The following is a 21,372-nucleotide window of genomic DNA, read 5'->3' as shown; positions in this document are numbered from 1 at the left end:
GTCCCCGCGGCTGCCGGCGCCCAGGTCTACCCGGACCGCATCGTCGTCAAGACGCGGCACGTCGTCAGCAGCGCCGGCTATCAGCGCCGCGACCGCGGCGACGCGCGCGAGGAGGCGACCGACCGCACGACCAGGACGTTCAAGCTCGGCACGGGCGGCACGCTGACGCTCGGCAACATCGCCGGCGACATCACCGTGACGCGCGGCTCCGGCAGCGATACCGTCGTCGACATCGTCAAGACGGCGCACGGCCGCGACGCCGCCGACGCGCGCGACTTGCTGCAGATCGTCACCGTCGACGCCAGCGAGCGCAACGGCCGGGCCGAAGTGAAGGCGCACTATCCGGGCGGCGACGAGATGAAGAGGAACGGCCGCCGCAATCTCAACGTCAGCATCGCCTACACCGTCACCGCGCCGGCCGGCATCCACCTCGCCGTCGAGACGATCTCGGGCAACGTCAAGATCGCCGACATCAAGGGGGACGTCACCGCCAGCTCGATCAGCGGCGACGTGCGGATCTCAGGTGGCGGCCGGATCGGCAGCGCCAAGTCGATTTCGGGCGCCGTCGAGATCCTCGATGGGCAAGTCGACGGCCCGCTCGAGGCGTCGAGCGTCAGCGGCGACGTGACGGTGCGGCGCCTGTCGGCGCAGCGCGTCGAGGCCGGGTCGGTCAGCGGCAACATTCACCTCGAAGACCTGAAATGCGATCGCGTCGAGGCGCACACGACGAGCGGGACGATCGGGTTCGCCGGGGCGCTGGCGCGCAACGGCCATTACGAGCTGAAAGGCTTCTCGGGCGAGATCCGCGTCGCGCTGTCGGGCGGCACCGGCTTCGACGTCGACGCCAGCTCGTTCTCCGGACAGATCCGCTCCGACGACTACCCCATCACTGCGCGCGGCCGCCTCAGCGGGCGTCATCTCACCGGCACCTGGGGCGACGGCAGCGCCGTGCTCGACTTGAGCACGTTCAGCGGATCGATTGTGATCGCGAAGCGCTGAGCCCTTCGGTTTGGGCCGAAAAGCTCAACTAAATGGCACTGCCCTTGCTATTCCTCCCTTAAGACTGGGTGTCCCGTTATAATCGGCTACAGAGTCGGGCAATCCCAGCCCTGAGGGATTCAGGCTTGGAGGCAGAGATGAAGAAGTTCGTGATTGCAGGCACCCTGGCTGGCGCACTCGCGCTCGGCGGCAACGCCTTCGCGCAGTCGTCCACGCCCGCGGCGAAGCAGCCCGCCGCCGGTGCCATGAGCCAGACGGCGACGAAGCCGGCCACGGCGGAACAGCCAGCCGACAAACCAGCCGCCACCAAGAAGAAGAGTACCGCGAAGGCCGCCGGCGACAATGCGGCGGGATCCCATACGGCGCCCAAGGCCCAGCCGAACACAACCGGCGACGCGACCGCCCCTGGCCCGATGGCGCTCGGCACGGTCCACATCCCCAAGGGCGTCAAGGCCGACGGCAAGGACCTGCCGGCGGGCGTCTATTCGGTCAGATTGACCGGCGATGAAGCGAAACCGGACGCCAAGGGCAGCGACCAGAAGCTCGAGCGCTGGGTCGAGTTCGTCAAGGGCGGCCAGGTGGCCGGCCGCGAAGTCGTCTCGATCGTCCCCGCAACCGAAAAGCAGCTCGTCCAGAAGGACACCCCGCCCCCGGCGGGCGGTTCGAAGGTCGAAGGACTTAAGGGCGGCGACTACGTCCGGGTGTGGATCAACAAGGGTGGGAACTACTATCTAGTGCATCTGACAAAGAGTTAGCAGCCTGCAGTTGGCAGTTGGCAGACTGCAGTCTCGGACTGCAAGCTGCCAACTGCCAATTGCCAACTCCTCAGATCGCCATCACATCGAACTGTTCGTGATGTAAATGGGCGTCGGGCCGGATTGTAACCGGTCTGCCGAGCACCTGCTGCACTTCGCGCAGCACGGCGCTCTCCTCTTCGTGGAGCGCCCGCGCGATGTCGGGATTGACTCTCAACAGCAGACGATGGCCGTTGAGATCGGGCCCGATCTTCCGCACCTCGCCGAGAATCTCGTAGCAGATCGTCGCGGTGGACTTGATCGATCCCGACCCGGAACAGTAGGGGCACGGTTCGGTGAGCTGCCGCTCGAGGCTCTGCTTGACGCGCTTGCGCGTCACGATGACGAGGCCGAAGTCCGAGACCTGCAGCGCCTTCGACGGCGAGCGGTCGCGGCGCAGCTCCTTCTCGACGTCCTGGAAGACCCGCTGGCGGTTCTTCTTCTCCTCCATGTCGATCAGGTCGAGGACGATGATCCCGCCGAGATCGCGCAGCCGGATCTGCCGGACGATCTCCTTCACCGCTTCGAGGTTCGTCTTGACGATCGTGTCCTCGAGGCGGCCGCTCGATTTCTTGCCGACGGAGCGGCCGGTATTGACGTCGATCGCGACGAGCGCTTCGGTCTGGTTGATGACCAGATAGCCGCCTGACTTCAGCCAGACCTTCGGGCGCAGCGCCTTGTCGATCTCCGCCTGGACGCCGTACTCCTCGAAGATCGGGTATTCCTTGGTGTAGAGCTTCACGCGCGGCAGCAGCGACGGCATGATCCGCTCGACGAGCTGCGTCACGCGCCGGTGCTCCGCGTCGTCGTCGAGACGGATGGCCGTGTAGTCGTCGGTGAGCATGTCGCGCAGGAGCTTCGTGACGAGGCTCTGCTCCTGGAACAGCACCGCCGGCGGACGCCGCGATTCCATCTTCTGGCGCACCTGCGTCCAGATCTCGTGGAAGTACGACAGGTCGCTGATGATGTCCGCCTCGGAGCGGCCGCCCGCGGCGGTGCGGATGATCACGCCGCCGGTGAAGCCGTGCGTCTCGCGGAACTGCTTGACGATGCCGCGCAGGCGCGTGCGCTCTTCGCGCGACTCGATCTTGCGCGAGACGCCGACGTGATCGACCGTCGGCATGAAGACGAGAAACCGCCCCGGCATCGTGACGTGCGAGGTCAGCCGCGCGCCTTTCGTGCCGAGCGGCTCCTTGACGACCTGGACGAGGATCTCCTGGCCTTCCTTCAGGAGGTCTTCGATCTTCGCCTGCGGCTGGTCCCGGTCGCGATCGCGGCCAGCGCGCCGTTCGGGCGGCTTCGCCGCGGCTCCTGGCGCCGCCTCCGTCCCTTCAACGCCGTCTGCGCTTCTGTCTTCGGGCTTCTGCCGTCGGTCTTCCGCCTTCTGACTCCTGTCGTCCTCGTCGTCATCGTCGCCGGCGAGCTTCTCGAACTCCTCCAGCGTGTCGATCACTTCAGAGACGTACAGGAACGCGTCGCGCTCGAGTCCGATGTCGATGAACGACGACTGCATGCCCGGGAGGACCTTGGACACGCGCCCCTTGTAGATGTTGCCGACCACTCCGCGCTGATGCTCGCGCTCGATGAAGATCTCGACGACCTGGTCGTCCTCGAGAATCGCGACGCGCGTGTCGTGCGCACCCGAGGAGATGATCATCTCCTTGTTCATTGCCGAAACTCCTGCCGCGGACCGGCGTGGACCGCACGGTACGGACGCACACGTTGATCCGTGCCTCTCCGCGGCTCAATTCGTGAAACGTCTCATCCGCACGTTGAGGACGAGACCGAAACCCGCGAGCGATGCGATCAGGGACGATCCGCCGTAGCTCATGAGCGGCAGCGTAATGCCCTTCACCGGCGCGAGGCCGGCCGACATCGTCACGTTGTAGATCACCTGGAATGCAAACCCCGAAATGATGCCTCCCACCAGATACGAGCCGAGGCGGTCCTTGGCCAGGCGCGCCGCCTCGAGGGATCGAAGGATGACGAACAGATAGAGCCCGAGCGCGCCGAGCACGCCCACGAAGCCCTGCTCCTCCGCCAGAACCGAGAAGATGAAGTCGTTGTGCGCGACCGGCAGGTACTTGAGCTGTCCCTGCGTTCCCTTGCGGAAACCCTTGCCGGTCAGGCCGCCCGAGCCCACGGTGATGCGCGCCTGGATGGTCTGGTATCCGGCGCCGCGGGGATCCTGCTCGGGGTCGAGGAACGTCTGGATGCGCTGCCGCTGATAATCCTTGAGGGCGAACTTGTAGCCGAAGAGACCGAGCGGAAGGCAGGCGATGGCGATGATGCCGAGCAGCCGGAGCCGCAGGCCGGCCAGGAAGGCGACGCCGACGAAGACCGGCAGCAGCGTCACCGCCGTGCCGAGATCCGGCTGCTTGGCGATGAGCAGCAGCGGCACGAGACAGAGGACGCCGCCGATGATCAGGTCACCGGGATTCTTGGCGCCGCGGCGGTTCTCGCCGAAGTACATCGCCAGCACGAGCGCCACGGCGATCCGGCCGAACTCGGAGGGCTGCAGGTGGAACGGCCCGATTGGAATCCAGCGCTGCGCCCCCATCTGCGTCTGCCCCTTGAAGAGCACGAACACCAGCAGCAGGAGCAGCAGGCCGAAGATGAGCAGCGAGTACTCGGCCAGCAACCGGTAGTCGATCGCGAGGAACACCAGCAGCGCCACCAGCCCGATGACCAGCGCGTAGACCTGCGGCATTACTTCCTTGCCCATGTGGTCGCCGGTCGGCGCGATTACGTAAGTGGTGCTGTAGATCATTGCCACGCCAAAGACGGCGAGCAGCAGCACAGCGCCGAGCAGCAGCCAGTCGACGTGGAAATAGAGACGGCGTTCGAACATGGCCTAGTGCCCGCCTCCGGACCCGACCGGGCCGCCCTTGGCGTAGGGATCCGAATAATCGAGATGCAGATCCTCGTGGGTCGGAGGCGGCGGCAGCGGTTTGGCGTCGAGCTTGGCAAAGTAGGTCGCCAGGATGTGGTGCGCGACGCGTGCCGCGTTGCCGCCATGGATGCCGTGCTCGAGGAAGACGACGCCGGCAATCGTCGGATTGTCGCGCGGCGCGAAGAAGACGAACCAGCCGTTGTCGCGCAGGTCGCCGCCTTTGCCGGCGCGCTGCGCCGCGACCCGCCCCTGGTTCGAGATCACCTGCGCGCTACCGGTCTTGCCGGACACATCGTGTCCCTGGATCCGCGCCGTGCCGCCCGTGCCCGCGGCGTTGACGACCATCCACAGTCCGTCGCGGATCGCCTGCAGCTTGTCGGGATCGATCGTCACCCGTGACTGCGGCGCTGGCGGGTCGATCGGCTTCCAGCCGACGCCGTCGCTCACCGCTTTCAGCAGATGCGGCGTCACCCGCGTGCCGCCGTTGGCCAGCGTCGCCATATAGACCGCCATCGACACCGGAGTCACCGACACCTGGCCTTGTCCGATCCCGACCGAGATCGTCTCGCCGGCGTACCATTTTTCGTGCTTCGTCTCCAGCTTCCACTTGCTCGACGGCACCAGGCCGGTCAGTTCGTTGGGCAGGTCGATGTTGGACTTGACTCCGAGGCCAAGCAGCGTCGCCCACTTGTTGATCTTGTCAATGCCGAGCATGTTCGCCACCGTGTAGAAATACACGTCACACGACTGCTCGATTGCGTGGCGCAGATCGATCGTGCCGTGGCCGCCTTTTTTCTTCGCCCAGCACGCGAACGGCCGTCCATAGAAGGTCGCGCTCCCTGCGCAGTGCACCTTGAAGTCGGGGGTGATGATGCCTTCTTCCAGTCCGGCAAGCGCCACCGCCATCTTGAACGTCGAACCCGGTGAATACCGTCCCTGCAACGCGCGGTTCTGCAGCGGCTTCAAGGCGTCCGCGTTGAGCGCATTCCATGCGGCAGGCTTGATCCCGGCCGCAAATGCATTGGGGTCGTAAGCCGGACGGCTGGTGAACGCCAGTACCTCGCCGTTACTCGGATCGAGGACAACCGCTGCGCCGTTGAAACCTGCCGCGGTAAAGCCGTCCTCCGTCGCCTTCTGCAGGTCCTCGTCGATCGTCAACTGCAGCGGCCGGCCGGTCGTCGGCAACTGCATGTCGAGCTGTTTGATCTCGCGGCCGACGCTGTTGACGACGACCGTCTTGGCGCCGTCGCTCCCCATCAGCATCTTGTTGTAGGCGAGTTCGACGCCGGCCTGCCCGACAATGGTGCCCGGTTCGACGCCGTCGTAGTCGGGGCGCTGCAGTTGCGCGATCGTGACTTCACCGACATACCCGAAGAGATGCGCCGCCATCTCCTGCGCCGGGTAGCGCCGCGCCGGCACTTCCTCGACGATGATCCCGGGCAGCTCGAGGCGCCTCGCCCACGCCGCGATGTACTGCTCCTGGGTGGCGTTTTCAATCAGGACGATCGGGCGGTAGGACGGTTCGCGACGGCGGCGGTTGACCGTGTCGCGCAGCTGCGCTTCGTCGGCGCCGGTCGCGGCGGCCAGCACGTGCAGCACGTCGCCGACGCTCTTGGTCTGCTCGCGGACGATCGCGATGTTGAGCGTGTCCTGGTTTTCGACCAGCACCTTGCCGTTGCGGTCGAGCAGCACGCCGCGCGGCGCCGGCAGCGGCAGCCGCCGCAGCTGATTGTTCTCGGCCATCTCGCGGAATTTCTCGTGCTGCGCGATCTGGAAGATCCAGAATCCCACCGCGAGCACCACGAAGATTGCCGCCACCAAGTACTGTACCACCGAGAGCCGCACCGTCAGACTGCGGCGATCATCCGGGATCAAATTCGTGCTCATGCCTTGTCCCTGCCCGACTGCGCTTTCGCTAGAACCGCCGCTTGGCGAGCGAGGCCCGCCGCATCTGTCTCCGCTGGATCGCCCCTGGCCCCTGCTCGACGAGGAGAAACGCCGCCACACCGACGAGGCTGTTGGCGAGCGCCTGCACGAGGAGCGCCGAGCCCTTCAGCGCGAACGGGCGGCCGACCGCGATGGCCTGCAGCCCCCGGAACACCACCTCGTGCACGAAGGTCGCGGCGGCGAACATCACCAGCCGCGGCACCGTCGACGACAGGTTGAACTGCGCGCTCAACACGCCGACGACGAACCCGATCAACGTCTTGGTCAGCCCGCCGATGCCGACGATGCCACCGCCGAGCGCGTCCTGGACGATGCCGCCCACCGTGCCCGCCAGGACACCGGTCAGTGCGCCATACAGGAGCGCCACGTAGACGACCGCGACCAGCACCAGGTTCACCGCGACCGTCGCGCCGACGAACAGCCCGGCGAGCACCGACTGCACCAGCAGCGCCGCCGCCAGCGCGAGGACCACGACGACCGCCTTCACTTCACGTCCTCGTCGCGGGTCGCCGCCCTCGGCGGGACGAGCACGACGAGCACCTCCCCCAGGCCAGAAAAATCGACGGCCGGCCGCACCAGGATCGCCTGGTAGAGGCCGCCGCTGCGGCTGCTGGCCGACTCCACCCGGCCGATCGGATAGCCCTTCGGATAGATGCCGTCGACGCCCGAGGCCACCACGACGTCGCCCGGCTTCACGTCGTTGAGATTCGACACCAGCTCCATCCGCAGCGGCGGATCGGCTTCGGTTCCGACCACCATGCCGCCGGCGCGCATCCGCTCGGTGACGCCGCCGAGCGCCGCGTTGCGATCGATGATGAGCTGCACGCGCGCCGCGCGCCGCGCCACCGGGCCGAGCACCCGCCCGACGATGCCGGCCGGGGCGATCACCGCCATGTCGGCGACCACCCCGTCGGCGCTGCCGCGGTCGATCGTCACCGACTGGGTCACCGGATCGGGGTTGCCGGCGATCACTTCTGCCGCCAGCGTCGGAAACCCGGCCTTCGACGTCAGGTCCACGAGCGCGGCCAGCTGCGACGAGCGCGCCGCCATGGCGTGCTCCTGCTGCAACTGCACCTCGAGCGCCGCCAGGCGCCGCTTCAACTCCTCGTTCTCGACGCGCGCCCCGCGCAGCGCGACGTAGCGCACCCAACTCGAGCGGGTGCCGTTGACCACCGACGCCGCCGCATACTGTACCCGCGAGAAGACTTCGAACGTCACTGCCTGCAGCACCCGCGTCCCGGTCCGCGTCTGTACCTGCCACGACACGAGGAGCACCTGCCCGATCATCAGACCGAGGAACACGTAGCCGGTGCGCTTCCGGATGTCTAACATTGGTGCTCGCGGAGCCCCACCCCCGCTCGCGCCGCGCTGGCCGCGCCTGCGGCGCCGTTCACTCCGCCGCCTCGCGCGGGCCGCAGCCGCCCATCTCAGTCAATCGAGATCTTGCGCAGCAGGTTGAAGTCGGAGAGCATCCGTCCCGCTCCCAGCACCACCGAGGACAGCGGATCCTCGGCCATCGCCAGCGGCAGTCCGGTCTCCTCGCGCAGCCGCTTGTCGAGGTTCTTCAGCATCGAGCCGCCGCCGGTCAGCACGATGCCGCGATCGACGATGTCGGCCGACAGCTCCGGCGGCGTCCGCTCCAGCGCCACGCGCACCGCGTCGACGATGACGTTGACCGTCTCGGCCAGCGCCTCGCGAATCTCCTCGTCGGTGATGGTGATCGTCTTGGGAACGCCCTCGATCAGGTGGCGCCCCTTGATCTCCATGGTGATCCGCTCTTCGAGCGGGTAGGCCGAGCCAACCTCTATCTTGATCGCCTCGGCGGTGCGCTCGCCGATCAGCAGGTTGTAGGTTTTCTTGATGTACTGGATGATCGCGTCGTCCATCTCGTTGCCCGCGACCCGCACCGCCTTGCTGTAGACGATGCCGGCGAGCGAGATCACCGCGATGTCGGTGGTGCCGCCGCCGATGTCGACGATCATGTTGCCCGACGGCTCGGTGATCGGCATGCCGGCGCCGATCGCCGCCGCCATCGCCTCTTCCACCAGGTAGACCTCGCTGGCCTTGGCGCGGTAGGCGCTGTCTTTCACCGCCCGCTTCTCGACCTGCGTGATCTCGCTCGGCACGCCGATGACGATGCGCGGACGCACCCAGACGTTGCGGTTGTGCGCCTTCTTGATGAAGTAGGTGAGCATCTTCTCGGTCACCTCGAAGTCGGCGATGACTCCGTCCTTCATCGGCTTGATGGCGACGATGTTGCCGGGCGTGCGCCCGAGCATCTCCTTGGCGTCCTTGCCAACGGCCTCGATCCGGCCGTTGACCTTGTTGATCGCCACGATCGACGGCTCGTTGACGACGATCCCCTTCCCGCGCGCATAGACGCAGGTGTTCGCCGTGCCGAGATCGATCGCGAGATCGCTCGAGAACAGTGAGAACAGTGACCGTAAACTCAAATCCGTTCCTCGCTTCCGCTGCCCGCGATGTAGATGCCGTTCTTACCGTGTTCCTTGACGTAGTACATCGCCTGGTCGGCCGCCTGGATCAGGCCCTCGGCCGACGCCGCGACGTCGGGCAGCGTCGCGACGCCGACCGACACGGTCAAATGAATGTCCAGGCCGTCCACCTGGAGAAATCCGTGCGCGTTCACCTTCTCGCGGATGCGCTCGCCAACCGCCGCGGCCCCTTCGCTGCCGGTGTCGGGGAGAATCAACGAGAACTCGTCGCCGCCGAAACGCGCCACCACGTCGGTCTCGCGCGCGCTCTGGCGGATCACGCCCGCCGCTTCGACCAGCGCGCGGCTGCCCGACAGATGGCCGTGCGTGTCGTTGATGCTCTTGAAGCCGTCGAGGTCGATGAAGAGCAGCGAGAGTGGCCGGCCGCTGCGCGAAGCCCGCTTGGTCTCGCGCCTCAGAACCTGCGAGAGGTATCGAGAATTGTAGAGCTGGGTCAGGTCGTCGGTGACCGACAGCGCCTCAGCGCGCTGCACCCGCATCGCGTTCTCGAGGGCGATGCCGCAGGGCTCGAGCACCCGACGCATCGCGGCCAGCGTCGTCGGCGCCAGGGCCGGCTCGCGCGCGGCGGTGGTCTTGTCGACCCCGACGACCGCCGCGACCACCCGGCCGCGGCACTCAAGCGGGAACGCCAGCGCCGCCGCCTCCGGCCCGCCGCCGAACCGGCGGTCGGCCGACACGTCTCCGGTGCCGCACACCTCGCCGTGCTTCACCACCCAGTGGCCGATCGCCGCGGCTGAAGCCTCGAGTCCGCTCGGCACGCCGCGCGAACCGAAACTGCGAATCCCGGTGTTGTCGAGCGCGTAGACGACCCAGGCAGGAATCGGCAGCCACGCCGCGGCAAACGCCAGAATGGCGTCGGCCACACGCTCGGGGTCGAGTGTCGCGTTGACCGCGCGAGTCACGTCCGTGAGAACGTCGATGCGCGAGAGTCGGCTACGCAACGCGCTCTGCAGCGGCCGCAGCCGGCTGGCAAGGTCCAGCCGCGCAGGAGGCGGCGAGCGGCGGCTGGTCGGCACACGAGTGCCCGGTCGTCGGCGTAGGCGAGGCTGCGGAATGCCGGATCCCTCTAAGTCGTTCTATCCGTATGCAAATATAGCACGGCGGGAGCCCAGGCGGACGTGCCGATCGGAGTTGCCGCTCGGAGTTGTGATGGGGTCTGTCACGAGTACGCTCGGCGAGGCGGCATCCCTTATGGCGGCAACGCACTCTGCGATATGATGAGCGACTACCATGACCATGCTCGACCGGATGCGGCGGCATCGCGGCTGGCTCAAATGGAGCCTGGCGATCGTCGTCGTCTCTTTCGTTCTGCTCTACATTCCAAGCTTCCTGGGCGATTCGACGCAGGGGGCGGCGGGCAACTCCGTCGTCGCGAGCGTCGACGGCCGCGAAATCACCGCGACCCAGTTCCGGCGCGTCTACCAGCAGCAGATGCAGCAGTACCGCCAGTCGTACGGCGCGAACGTCGACGAGCGGCTGCTCAAGCAGCTCGGCATCGACCAGCGGATCGTGCAGCAGATGATCCAGGAAGAGGCGTCGCTGGCGGAGGCCGGCCGGCTTGGCATCGCCGCGAGCGATGCGGAGGTGCGCGAGCGCATCCTCTCGCTGCCGGCCTTCCAGGAGAACGGCCAGTTCATTGGCGACACGCGCTACCGCCAGCTGCTCGGGATGCAGAACCCGCCGATGCGTCCGAGCGACTTCGAAGACGAGGTGCGCCGCAGCATCGTCGCCGAGAAGCTCCAGGCGGCGGTCACGGGCTGGATCGCGGTTGGTGACAAAGACGTGGAGACCGAGTTCCGCAAGCGGAACGAGAAGGTCAAGCTCGCGGTCGTCAACTTCCCGGCCGACAAGTTTCGCGACGGCCTGAGCGTCGGCGACGACGAGATCGCCAAGTTCTTCGAGGATCACAAGGAGCAGTACCGGGTCGGCGACAAGCGCAAGATCCGCTACGTCACGATCGACCAGGAGGCGCTCCGCGCCAAAGCGACCGTCACCGGCCAGCAGATCGAGCGCGCCTACAACGAGAACATCCAGCAGTACTCGACGCCCGAGCAGGTGCGCGCCAGCCACATTCTGATCAAGAGCAACGGCACGGCCGAGGAAGACACGGCCGCGAAGAAGAAGGCCGAGGACCTGCTCGCGCAAGTCAAGAAGGGCGCCGACTTCGCCGAGCTGGCCAGGAAGAACTCGCAGGACGAATCGAGCGCGGTCAAGGGCGGCGACCTCGACTTCTTCCCACGCGGCCAGATGGTCGCCGAGTTCGACAAGGTGGCGTTCGAGCTGCAGCCCGGCCAGGTCAGCGATCTGGTGAAGTCGCAGTTCGGGTACCACATCATCAAGGTGACCGACAAGCGCGCGGCCACGACCAAGACCCTGAGCGACGTGCGGACCCAAATCGAGGATCAGCTCAAGTACGAACAGGCGCAGTCGGCAGCCCAGAAGCTCGCCGACGAGGTGGCCGGCGAGATCAAGAAGCCGGCGGACATCGAGAAGGTCGCGCGCGCGCGCAGCCTGCACAACGGCGAGACCGGCTTCTTCCTGCCCGATGAGCCGATCGCCGGCATCGGCGTCTCGCCCGCCGTCAGCCAGGCCGCGTTTTCGATGAAAGAGGGAGAGGTCAGCGAGCCGATTCGCACGCCGCAGGGCTACGTCTTCATCACCGTCACCGGCAAACAGGACGCCTACGTCCCCAAGCTCGAAGAAGTAAAAGCCAAAGTGCGCGACGACGTCCTGAAGCAGAAGGCCATCGACAAGGCGCGCGCCACCGCCGCCACCGTCGACGCGTCGCTGAAGGCCGGTGATTTCGACAAAGCCGCCAAGGCCGCGGGCCTCGAGGTGAAGACCACCGATCTCATCGCGCGCGGCGCGCCGATCGCGGACATCGGCGTGAGCCCGAAGCTCGACCAGGTCGCCTTCGCGCTGCCGGCCGGTTCGGTCAGCGACCCGATCGTCACCGAGAACGGCGCCGCCGTCGTCAAGGTGGTCGAGCGCAAGGACCCGACCCCGCAGGAGATGGCCAAGGATCAGGATGCGGTGCGCAACGAGCTGCTCAACGACCGCAAACAGAAGTTCTTCGCCGCCTACATGACAAAGGCACGGCAGCGGATGACGATCAGGACGAATCCGGCGACGATTGCGCAGATTGTTGGATGATCGGAAATGTGGAAATGTGGGAATGTGGAGAGGTGAAGTGATTTAGCGCTCGCCCATGGGTGCGCGCCTTTTGTTGCCGTCCGACTTTCTGTTTGCCAGGTTCCGCTTCGCCGAGGAGTGCGAGGCGGTGAAAATCGCGGTCAGTTCACCCGCCTCCGCTAACAATTCCTTGTGCATCGTGCCGGCAATCGACGGGTCGGCCTCCGGCAGCAGTTCCAGCCACAACTGCGATTCGTCGGATTCCTCCACGACGAGACCGAGCTTGGCGCAGAACTCCTTGTCGCTGCGCGCGCGACCCACTGCCCGATAGTTCGCCGCGACAGACGTTCCGGCACGCAGGAGCTGCTTGGCGATTTCCCGCACGTCCCAATCGGAACGCAGCCCGTGATTCAGATGGATGATGGCCTTGGCGAAAGACCTTCGTTCGATCGCGAAGCTGCTGCTGATTCATGTCGAACTCCGCAGCACCAAACGTGCCCACCGAATTCAAAAGAGAATCAACGACTCGGACGCCCAGAGCCATCTAGAACGGGACTCATCTACCCGACGCGAGTCTCCCCTTCCCGACATTTACATTTCCACATCTCCACATCTCCACATTTCCACATTTCCACATTTCCACATTCCCACATCTCCACATCTCCACATCTCCCCATCCTCACCGCCCTTCCTCCGGCAGCTCCATCGTCGCAACCAGCCCCGCGCACCCGATCAAGGCGACCGCGAGCACCAGCAGGCCACCGCTATAGCTGCCGGTCGCCTGGCGCAGCGCGCCCATGACCGAGGGGCCGACGAAGCCGCCCAGGTTGCCGACGGCGTTGATCAGGGCGATTCCGCCGGCGGCGGCTGAACCGCCCAGCACGAGCGGCGGGATCGCCCAGAACACGCTCATTACCGAGCGCTGTCCCACCTGCGAGAACGCGAAGCTGAGGACGAGCAGCGACAGATCGTGCGTGAACGCGGCGGCGACGATCAGGCCGATGGCCGCCGTCAGCGCGCACGCGGCGACGTGGCGCTTGCGCTCGCCCGTCCGGTCCGAGTGCCGGCCGATCACGATCATCCCGATCAGCGCGCAGACGAACGGGATCGACGTGATCACCGTCAACCGCCAGCCGCCGGTGCCGGACAGATCGCGCAGGATCTTCGGCAGCCACAGGAACACGCCGTAGGTCACGAGTGTGTTGAGGAAATAGATCACGCAGAGGCGCCACACCTTCGGCGAGGCGAACGCCGCGAAGATCGCGTCGTGGCCCGGACGCATCCGCGCCGCGCGCTCCGCGGCCATCGTCGCGGCGAGCCACTGCCGTCCTGGCGCGTCGAGCCATGCCGCGTCCTCCGGACGGTCGGTCAGGATCCACAGCGCGAGCACGCCGAGCACCACTGCGGGCGCGCCTTCGAGCAGGAAGAGCCACTGCCATCCGGCCAGTCCAGCGCGCTGGTGGAGCGACAGCACCGCTTCCGACACCGGCGCCCCGACGATGATCGCGATCGGCGCCGCCATCATGAACAGCGCGCCGGTCCGCGCGCGGTCGGCGGCAGGAATCCAGTAGGTGAGATACAGCACCATGCCCGGAAAGAAGCCCGCCTCCGCGATCCCCAGCACGACGCGCGCCACGTAGAAAGAGGCCGCGTCGGTCACGAACATCGACGCCATCGACACCAGGCCCCACCCGACCATGATGCGGGCGATCCATCTTCGCGCGCCGACCCGATCGAGCAGCAGGTTGCTCGGGATCTCGAACAGACAGTAGCCGAGAAAGAACAGCCCGCCGCCAATCCCGTAGGCGGTGTCGCTCAGGTGGAGGTCGCGCTGCAGCGCTGCCGCCGCGAAGCCAATGTTGACGCGATCGATGTAGGCGACGACGTAGCAGAGAAACGCGAACGACACCAGCCGGCGCGTGACAACCGCGATGACGCGCTGCTGGTCGGCGGCGGCGAGCTGCGGTACGGGAAGCATGGCGTTCAGCGGCAGCCAGTGTATCCGCGCCAGGCGCGTTCGCACATTCCCCCATTTCCACATTTCCCCCATCCCCACATTTCCACATTCCCACATCTCCACATTTCCAAATACACTACGCTTCGCATGCGCCCCGATCGCCGCCGCACGCCCCAGGATCTGCTTCCGGCTGTCCAGCGCCTGTTCGATCTGTCGGGATCGAAAATCGACGCGATCGAACGGACCTGGCAGCCGAACGCCGGCGCGCCGGTGTTCACCGTCGAAGGCGTCTATCGCGCCCGCGGCTGGACCGAGTGGACGCAGGGCTTTCAGTTCGGGTCGGCGCTGCTGCAGTTCGAGGCCACCGGCGATCGCGCGTTCCTGGAGCTCGGACGATCGCGGACGCTGGAGCGGATGGCGCCGCATCTCACCCACACCGGCGTCCACGATCACGGTTTCAACAACGTCAGCACCTACGGCACGCTGTGGCGGCTGGCTCGCGCCGGCCGCATCGATGCGTCGCCGTGGGAGATCCATTTCTACGAGCTCGCCCTGAAGGTGAGCGGCGCCGTCCAGGCGAAGCGATGGACGCGCCTCCCCGAGGGCGGGTTCATCCACTCCTTCAACGGCGCCCACTCGCTGTTCGTCGACACCATCCGCTCGCTGCGCGCGCTGGCCCTCGGCCACGCGCTCGGCCAGAGGCTCATGGACGAACAGGACGCGAGCATCAGCCTGCTCGAGCGCCTGGTGCAGCACGCGCGGGCGACGGCGGCGTTCAACGTCTACTTCGGCACCGGACGCGATCGCTTCGACGTGCGCGGGCGGACCGCGCACGAGAGTCTGTTCAACGTCGCGAGCGGCACCTACCGCGGCCCCAGCACGCAGCAGGGCTACTCCCCCTTTTCGACGTGGACGCGCGGTCTCGCGTGGGCCATGCTCGGCTTCGCCGAAGAGCTCGAGTTCCTGGCCGCGCGCGGTGACGACGAACTGGCGCCGCTCGGCGGCCGTCCGGCGATCGAGCGGACGCTGCTCGACGCGGCGCGCGCCACCTGCGATCACTACGTCGAAAGCGCCACCGCCGCCGACGGCATTCCCTATTGGGACGCCGGCGCCCCGGGGCTGGCGGCTATGGCCGGCTGGCGCGATCGCCCCGCGGATCCGTTCAACGCGCACGAACCGGTCGACAGTTCAGCCGCGGCGATCGGCGCCCAGGGACTGCTGCGGCTGTCACGGGTGCTGGCCGCGCGCGGCGAGGACGGCAGCCGATACGAACAGGCCGGGCTGCAGGTACTGGCGACGCTGTTCGGTGACAGCGGCCCGTACCTCAGTCTCGATCGGGCGCACCAGGGACTGCTGCTCCATTCCGTCTATCACTGGCCGAACCGCTGGGACCACGTGCCGCCCGGGTCGCACATTCCGCGCGGCGAGTCGAGCCAGTGGGGCGACTACCACGCGCGAGAGGCGGCGCTGCTCGTCACGCGAATGGCCGAGGACTCGTACATGACGTTTTATGAGTGAACGGCGTACCGCGCTCGTCACCGGCGGGACCCGCGGCATCGGGCTCGGCATCGCGCGGGCGCTGGCCGACGATGGGTGGAACCTGGTACTGTGCGGCACGCGCGCCGAGGCGGACGTCGTCGGCACGCTCGCGGCGCTGCGCGAGGGCGGGGCGCGCGTCACCTACGACGCGGTCGACCTCTCCAGCTCCGACCAGCGATCGCGCTTCGCGCAGGCGATTGCCAGCCGTTACGGCGGCCTCCACGCTATCGTCAACAACGCCGGCCGCGCCCCGCGCGTGCGCGCCGACATCCTCGACGCGTCCGAGGAGAGCTTCGAGGAGCTGATCCGCACCAACCTGCAGGGGCCGTATTTCCTGACGCAGGCGCTGGCGCGCGCGCAGGTGACCCGACGCGGGTCCGATCCGGCGTTCGCCGCCGCGATCGTATTCATCACGTCGGTCTCGGCCGAGCTGGCCTCGACCCACCGCGGCGACTACTGCATCAGCAAGGCGGGACTCTCGATGGCGGCGCGGCTCTTTGCGCTGCGACTGGCCCCGCACGCCATTCCCGTCTACGAAGTCAGGCCCGGCATCATCGACACTGACATGACGGCGGGCGTGCGGGAGGTTTACGATCAGCGAATCGCGGACGGGCTCGTGCCGGAGCGCCGCTGGGGCACGCCGGCCGACGTCGGGCGCCTGGTCGCCGCCCTGCTGCGCGGCGACGCGCCGTACGCCACCGGCAGCGTCATCACCGTCGACGGGGGCCTGTCACTGCCACGCCTGTAACCTGGAGAGACCAGATGATCCTCCCGCTCGTGCTCTCGCTTCTGAGTGTCGCGCCGCCGCAGGCCAAGGACACGCTCACCACGGTTCGTGCCTATGTCTTCACCGACACCACGTCGACCGGCGCGCCATCCGCCGAGGAGCAGGGGCGGGTCGAGGGGGTGCGCGAGCTGAAGGATGCGCTCAGCAAGAAGAAAGGCATCAGCCTCGTCGATCGCAAAGAGGACGCGACGCTGCTCGTCGAAGTGACCGGGCGCGAAGTGCAGGATGAAGGCGGCGGGCCGTTCGGCGGGAAGAAGGTCACCTCGCTCGGCGAGACGATCCTGCGTTTCCGCCTCTCGTCCGGCGGTCAGGAATCCGAGCTCAAGGGTATCGGTCAGGGCTCGCCGGCGCATGCCGCGAAGGACGCCGCCGACCGCATCCTGAAGTGGATCGCACGCCGCGAGCCGGCCAGGAAATGACCGGCCGGTCCCGCGCTCACTTCATCGGCTGCGGCTCGACTTCGTAGTTGATCAGCACGACCAGATCGTCGCTGCCCACCTGCTTCAGGCTGTGCGAGCTGCCAGTCCTGGTGAGGATGGCGGTGCCTGGCGTGACGTCGTAGTCCTTGCCGTCGAGCGTCATCCGTCCCTTCCCGCTCAGCACGTAGTAAATCTCGTCTTCCTTCTGCTCGTGCAGGCCGACCCCCGATCCAGGGTGGAAGGCGCGCTTGCGGAAGACCAGCTTCAGGTTCGGCACCTTCGCGAAGAAGGAGTAGCCGATCGTCATGCCGCCGCCGTTGTGGGTGCCGGGCTCGTCCCTGGCGATGTCGGCATCGCGCTCGATGATGTAGCCGCCGGGCGCGGTGCGCGCGGACGCGAGCGCCTGCAGGCCGGCGCCGGCCAGCATCAGCAGCGCGGCGGCGGCGATTCGCTTCATGGTCATGGCGTCTCGAATCCTCCAGACGTGGCGGACCTGTAGAGGGCCTCGATGAGCGCCACGCTGCGGCGCCCTTCCACCGCGTCGCAGGCGGGCCGGCGGCCGGTCCGGACCGCTTCGATGAAGTCCTCGAACACGCGGCGATGCGGCGTGGCGTCGGCGACCGTCGCCGGACGCGGCGGATCCTCGTAGACGAGCCGTCCCTGGCTGCCGGCGATCTCGATCCGGCGCGCGAACCCCGGCGCCGCGGCGGTCGTGGCTTCGAAGAGCCCGAAGGCGCGGTTCTCGAATTCGATCAGCGCCGCGGCCGTGTCTTCGACCTTGATGTCGTGGAGCCGGGTTGCCGTGCGGGCGCTGACCCGCCGCGCGTCGCCGAGGAGATGCAGCATCAGGTCGAGGGTGTGGATGCCCTGGTTGATGACAGCGCCGCCGCCGTCGAGCCCAGGCGTGCCGCGCCACTTCGACGAGGCGTAGTACTCAGGCGGCCGGTACCAGTGCATCTGTCCCGAAATGAAGAGCGGCGAGCCAATCTCACCCGCATCGAGGCGCTGCTTGAGCGCCACGACCTCGGGCAGCAGGCGTTCCTGGAACATCACGCCGACCCGGCGGCCGGCGCGATCCGCCTCGACGATCACCGCGTCGACGTTCGCGGTGGTGACGTCGAGCGGCTTCTCGACGAGCGCATGCAGGCCGCGGCGGAGCGCGGCGATCGCCTGCCGGGCATGGAGCCCGGATGGACTGCCGATCGCCACCATGTCCATCGGATGCGCGAGGAACGCGTCGAAGTCCTCGTAGGCGACCGCGCCGCACGAGTCGGCCAGCGCTGTCGTCTTCTGCAGGTTGTGTCCGTGGACGGCGACGATCTCGACGCCGTCGATGCCCTGCGCCGCCCTGACGTGCGTCCCCGAGATGCCGCCCGCGCCGATGATCCCGATTCGCACGGTGCGATCTACTTCAGGCGCTTGATCTCGATCGTGCGGTACCACACTTGATCGCCATGGTCCTGGACGAGAATGTGGCCGTTCTGCGGGTGGCCGAAACGCTCGATCCCCTTGAACTTGCTCTTCTCGATCTGGGCCATCAGCGCCGGCGAATCGAGGTCGTACTCGAGCACGTTCTTGCCGTTGAGGAAGTGCGTGACGTGCTTGCCCTTGACGATCACCTCGCTGGTGTTCCACTCGCCGGCCGGTTTCATCGGGCGATCGTGCGCGGGAAACACGTCGTAGAACGCCGCCGTCTGGCGGTGGGGACCGATTTTCGCGTCGGGATGCCGCTCGTCGTCGATCATCTGGTACTCGTGGCCGATCGCATCAGGGCGATCCTCCAGCACGAAGTACTTGACGCCGCTGTTGCCCCCCAGCGAGATCTTCCATTCCCACCGCAGGTCGAACTGGTCGTAGGTCGCGTCGGTGATCAGATCGCGCTGGCCGTGGGTGTCGCCGGCGCCGTTGGATGGCAGCGTCAGCAGACCGTCTTCGACGCGCCACCGCGTTTCCGACGCGTCCGGTTTGTTGTAGCCGCGCCAGCCCTTCAAGTCCTTGCCGTCGAAGAGCGGCGTCCAGCCACCGGCTTGGTCGGCTGCGACGGTCGCGGCGGTGGGATCCTTCCTGGTCTGCGCCGTCGCGACCGTCTGCGTTGCGGCCGCTGCGGCGGCAACAAACGTCATGGTGGCGAGCTTGAATTTGGCAGTCATGTGGGACAGACTTTACCGCTTTCGTCCGGCCGCCCACAAGGAGCTGTCGCCATGCGTCCCCTCTTCGTCCTCCTGGTGTCCGCCGTCGGGCTGGTCCTTCCGCTGGCCGCGGAGCGCAGCACCGCCGGTGTGACCGGCATCCCTGGAGTGAACGTCAAGGTCGACGAGGCGGCGCGGCGTGTCGACGTCACCGTCGACGGCAAACCGTTCACGTCGTACATCTGGCCCGACACCGTCAAGAAGCCGGTCCTCTACCCGATTCGCGACGCGCACGGCACGCTCGTCACGCGCGGCTGGCCCCTGGATCCGCGTCCGGGCGAGCGGGTCGACCATCCGCATCACGTCGGGTTCTGGCTCAACTACGAGAACGTCAACGGCATCGACTTCTGGAACAACTCCGACGCGATCAAGCCCGAAGACGCGCCAAAGATGGGCACCATCCTCCACCGCCGCATCGTCAGCGCGACCTCCGGCGAGCGCGGCGATCTCGTCACGGAGTCGGACTGGGTGCGGCACGACGGCACCACGCTGCTGCACGAGCGCACCGCGTTCGTCTTCCGCGGCGACGCGGCCACCCGCACGATCGATCGCACGACTACGCTGACGGCGCTCGACACGCGAGTCACTTTCGACGACGCGAAGGACGGGATGCTCGGCCTGCGGGTCGCGCGCCAGCTCGAGCTGCCGTCGACGAAGCCGGAAGTCTTCACCGATATGTCGGGCCGCCCGACCGAGGTGCCGAAGCTCGACAACGCCGGCATCACCGGCAACTACACGACGAGCGACGGCAAACAGGGCGACGACGCCTGGGGCACGCGCGGCCGCTGGTGTTTGCTGACCGGCCAGATCGGCAGCGACACGATCACCATCGCCATCCTCGATCACCCGTCGAATCCCGGTTATCCCACCTACTGGCACGCGCGTAACTTCGGACTGTTCTCGGCGAATCCACTCGGCCAGAAGATCTTCAGCAACGGCAAGGAGACGCTGGGCTTCGCGCTCGAACCGAAACAGTCGGTGACCTTCCGTTATCGGGTCCTGATCGTCGACGGGGGCCTCACGCCCGAGCGCGCCGATCGCGAACAGAAGGCGTTTGCACAGACGGGAGCCGCCGCCAACGGGCGCCGATGACCGACCGCGCGGCCGAACACGACGAAAAGCTGGACCGCCTCGTCCGCCTGGCGCGCGACGCGGGCGCGGGCGCCATCCTGCTCGCGGCGCACCACAACATCGCCTGGCTCACCAGCGGACGGCACAACCGCATCGACACGACGCGCGAGACGGGATCGGCGCGGCTGCTGGTGACGGCGGCCGGCGGCCGTCATGTGCTCGCCAACGCGATCGAGATGCCGCGCATGCTCGAGGAGGTGCTGGCCGGCCTCGACTACGCCCCGATCGAGTATCCGTGGGCGGATGACCAGGATCCCCGCCACGCCGTCCGCCTGGCGCAGCGCGTGCTGCCGGGCGGCGCGAGCGTGGCCGCCGACTGGCCGCTGCCCGACACGACGCCGATCGAGCCGATGTTGTCGCGCGCGCGGGCGCGCCTGACCGACGGCGAGGCCGCACGCTACCGCACGCTCGGGCGTGACGCCGGTGTCGCGCTGGGCCGGATCTGCCGCGGCCTCGAGCCGGGCGGCCTCGAGGTCGACATCGCCCGCGCCGTCGCCGACGCGGCGGCCGGCTTCCGGGCCCGCGCCGTGGTGGCGCTCGTCGGCGCCGACGAACGGCTGCGCCGCTACCGGCACCCGGTGCCGACGCAGACGGCGTGGAAGGAGGCGGTCATGCTCGCGCTGTGCGCCGAGCGCGACGGGCTGATCGTCTCGCTCTCGCGGGTCGTCGCCGCCGGGGCGCGGCCCGATCTCGAGACGCGGACACGCACGGCGGCGGGCGTATTCGGGCGGGTGTTGGCCGCGACCCGGCCGGGCGCGACCGGCGCGGCGCTCTACGACACGCTGGCGCGCGCCTACGCCGATGCCGGCTGCGCCGAGGAAATCCTGAAGCATCATCAGGGAGGCGCGATCGGGTATCGCGCCCGCGAATGGATCGCGCATCCCCACTCGCCGGAAGTCGTCGCCGAGCGCCAGGCGTTCGCATGGAATCCGACCGTGACCGGGACGAAAGTCGAGGACACCGCGCTCGTCCTCGGCGATCGCCTCGAGATCATCACCTCGACGCCCGACTGGCCGGCGATCGACATCGAAGGCGGCCTGACGGCGTCGGGCGTATGGAGAATGTGACAGGC

General features: G+C 67.4%; 20 protein-coding genes. 8 read left to right on the top strand and 12 right to left on the bottom strand.

Features of this window, described 5'->3' with window-relative positions:
* Positions 1-999 (top strand): DUF4097 family beta strand repeat-containing protein (locus VGI12_17305; GenBank protein ID HEY2434436.1); only part of this gene is annotated, 999 nt, incomplete at its 5' end.
* A gap of 137 nt (positions 1,000-1,136) precedes the next feature.
* On the top strand, positions 1,137-1,754 hold the full coding sequence (locus VGI12_17300) for a hypothetical protein (GenBank protein HEY2434435.1): 618 nt from the start codon (positions 1,137-1,139) through the stop codon (positions 1,752-1,754).
* A 70-nt stretch (positions 1,755-1,824) separates the two neighbouring features.
* Here VGI12_17300 and VGI12_17295 read toward each other — a convergent pair whose 3' ends face one another.
* The 7 genes from VGI12_17295 to VGI12_17265 form a co-directional block, all read right to left on the bottom strand.
* A complete protein-coding gene (locus VGI12_17295; protein HEY2434434.1) occupies positions 1,825-3,462 on the bottom strand; it encodes an Rne/Rng family ribonuclease in 1,638 nt (545 codons plus the stop codon).
* Positions 3,463-3,537: 75 nt separating this feature from the next.
* Complete coding sequence (rodA, locus tag VGI12_17290; protein ID HEY2434433.1) at positions 3,538-4,644, bottom strand: rod shape-determining protein RodA; 1,107 nt, start codon at positions 4,642-4,644, stop codon at positions 3,538-3,540.
* 3 nt (positions 4,645-4,647) lie between these two features.
* Positions 4,648-6,573, bottom strand: a complete 1,926-nt coding sequence (gene mrdA, locus VGI12_17285; protein HEY2434432.1) for a penicillin-binding protein 2 — start codon at positions 6,571-6,573, stop codon at positions 4,648-4,650.
* 28 nt (positions 6,574-6,601) lie between these two features.
* The gene (gene mreD, locus VGI12_17280; protein HEY2434431.1) at positions 6,602-7,120 is read right to left on the bottom strand and encodes a rod shape-determining protein MreD; all 519 of its coding nucleotides are present in this window, start codon (positions 7,118-7,120) and stop codon (positions 6,602-6,604) included.
* A complete protein-coding gene (gene mreC / locus VGI12_17275; protein ID HEY2434430.1) occupies positions 7,117-7,965 on the bottom strand; it encodes a rod shape-determining protein MreC in 849 nt (282 codons plus the stop codon). The genes mreD and mreC overlap by 4 nt, the downstream gene beginning before the upstream one ends.
* A gap of 95 nt (positions 7,966-8,060) precedes the next feature.
* Positions 8,061-9,086, bottom strand: a complete 1,026-nt coding sequence (locus VGI12_17270; GenBank protein HEY2434429.1) for a rod shape-determining protein — start codon at positions 9,084-9,086, stop codon at positions 8,061-8,063.
* Positions 9,083-10,048: a GGDEF domain-containing protein gene (locus tag VGI12_17265; protein ID HEY2434428.1), complete on the bottom strand. Its 966-nt coding sequence runs from the start codon at positions 10,046-10,048 to the stop codon at positions 9,083-9,085. Before VGI12_17265 ends, VGI12_17270 begins: the two co-directional genes overlap by 4 nt.
* 328 nt (positions 10,049-10,376) lie before the next feature.
* On the opposite strand from VGI12_17265, the gene VGI12_17260 reads away from it, so the two are divergent.
* Positions 10,377-12,299: a peptidylprolyl isomerase gene (locus VGI12_17260; protein ID HEY2434427.1), complete on the top strand. Its 1,923-nt coding sequence runs from the start codon at positions 10,377-10,379 to the stop codon at positions 12,297-12,299.
* A 42-nt stretch (positions 12,300-12,341) separates the two neighbouring features.
* Here VGI12_17260 and VGI12_17255 read toward each other — a convergent pair whose 3' ends face one another.
* On the bottom strand, positions 12,342-12,728 hold the full coding sequence (locus VGI12_17255) for a four helix bundle protein (protein ID HEY2434426.1): 387 nt from the start codon (positions 12,726-12,728) through the stop codon (positions 12,342-12,344).
* Positions 12,729-12,957: 229 nt separating this feature from the next.
* Entirely contained in the window at positions 12,958-14,256 is a 1,299-nt protein-coding gene (locus VGI12_17250) for an MFS transporter (GenBank protein ID HEY2434425.1), read from the bottom strand.
* Positions 14,257-14,382: 126 nt separating this feature from the next.
* Between VGI12_17250 and VGI12_17245 the strand changes: the two genes are divergently transcribed.
* Genes VGI12_17245 through VGI12_17235 form a run of 3 tightly spaced genes read left to right on the top strand, consistent with a single transcriptional unit; the run spans position 14,383 to position 16,980 of the window.
* Complete coding sequence (locus VGI12_17245; protein HEY2434424.1) at positions 14,383-15,753, top strand: hypothetical protein; 1,371 nt, start codon at positions 14,383-14,385, stop codon at positions 15,751-15,753.
* Positions 15,746-16,522 carry a 3-ketoacyl-ACP reductase gene (locus tag VGI12_17240; GenBank protein ID HEY2434423.1) on the top strand — a complete coding sequence of 259 codons (777 nt, stop codon included), beginning with the start codon at positions 15,746-15,748 and terminating at the stop codon, positions 16,520-16,522. Before VGI12_17245 ends, VGI12_17240 begins: the two co-directional genes overlap by 8 nt.
* A 14-nt stretch (positions 16,523-16,536) precedes the next feature.
* A complete protein-coding gene (locus VGI12_17235; GenBank protein HEY2434422.1) occupies positions 16,537-16,980 on the top strand; it encodes a hypothetical protein in 444 nt (147 codons plus the stop codon).
* A gap of 16 nt (positions 16,981-16,996) precedes the next feature.
* Here the strand turns inward: VGI12_17235 and VGI12_17230 are convergent, their stop codons facing one another.
* The 3 genes from VGI12_17230 to VGI12_17220 are packed head-to-tail and all read right to left on the bottom strand — an operon-like array spanning position 16,997 to position 19,130.
* On the bottom strand, positions 16,997-17,443 hold the full coding sequence (locus VGI12_17230; protein HEY2434421.1) for a cupin domain-containing protein: 447 nt from the start codon (positions 17,441-17,443) through the stop codon (positions 16,997-16,999).
* Complete coding sequence (locus VGI12_17225; GenBank protein HEY2434420.1) at positions 17,440-18,378, bottom strand: Gfo/Idh/MocA family oxidoreductase; 939 nt, start codon at positions 18,376-18,378, stop codon at positions 17,440-17,442. The genes VGI12_17230 and VGI12_17225 overlap by 4 nt, the downstream gene beginning before the upstream one ends.
* Positions 18,379-18,386: 8 nt before the next feature.
* Positions 18,387-19,130 (bottom strand): DUF1080 domain-containing protein, encoded by a 744-nt coding sequence (locus VGI12_17220; GenBank protein ID HEY2434419.1) that lies wholly within the window; start codon positions 19,128-19,130, stop codon positions 18,387-18,389.
* Between the two features lie 51 nt (positions 19,131-19,181).
* On the opposite strand from VGI12_17220, the gene VGI12_17215 reads away from it, so the two are divergent.
* Positions 19,182-20,261: a PmoA family protein gene (locus tag VGI12_17215; protein ID HEY2434418.1), complete on the top strand. Its 1,080-nt coding sequence runs from the start codon at positions 19,182-19,184 to the stop codon at positions 20,259-20,261.
* A complete protein-coding gene (locus VGI12_17210) occupies positions 20,258-21,367 on the top strand; it encodes a M24 family metallopeptidase (GenBank protein ID HEY2434417.1) in 1,110 nt (369 codons plus the stop codon). Before VGI12_17215 ends, VGI12_17210 begins: the two co-directional genes overlap by 4 nt.
* The last annotated feature ends 5 nt before the right edge of the window (positions 21,368-21,372 follow it).

The sequence above is a fragment of the Vicinamibacterales bacterium genome (genome assembly GCA_036496585.1).
In the GTDB taxonomy this organism is placed as follows: domain Bacteria; phylum Acidobacteriota; class Vicinamibacteria; order Vicinamibacterales; family 2-12-FULL-66-21; genus JAICSD01.
Note: the sequence above shows the minus strand (reverse complement) of the source record. Positions and strands in the feature narration are given on the sequence as shown.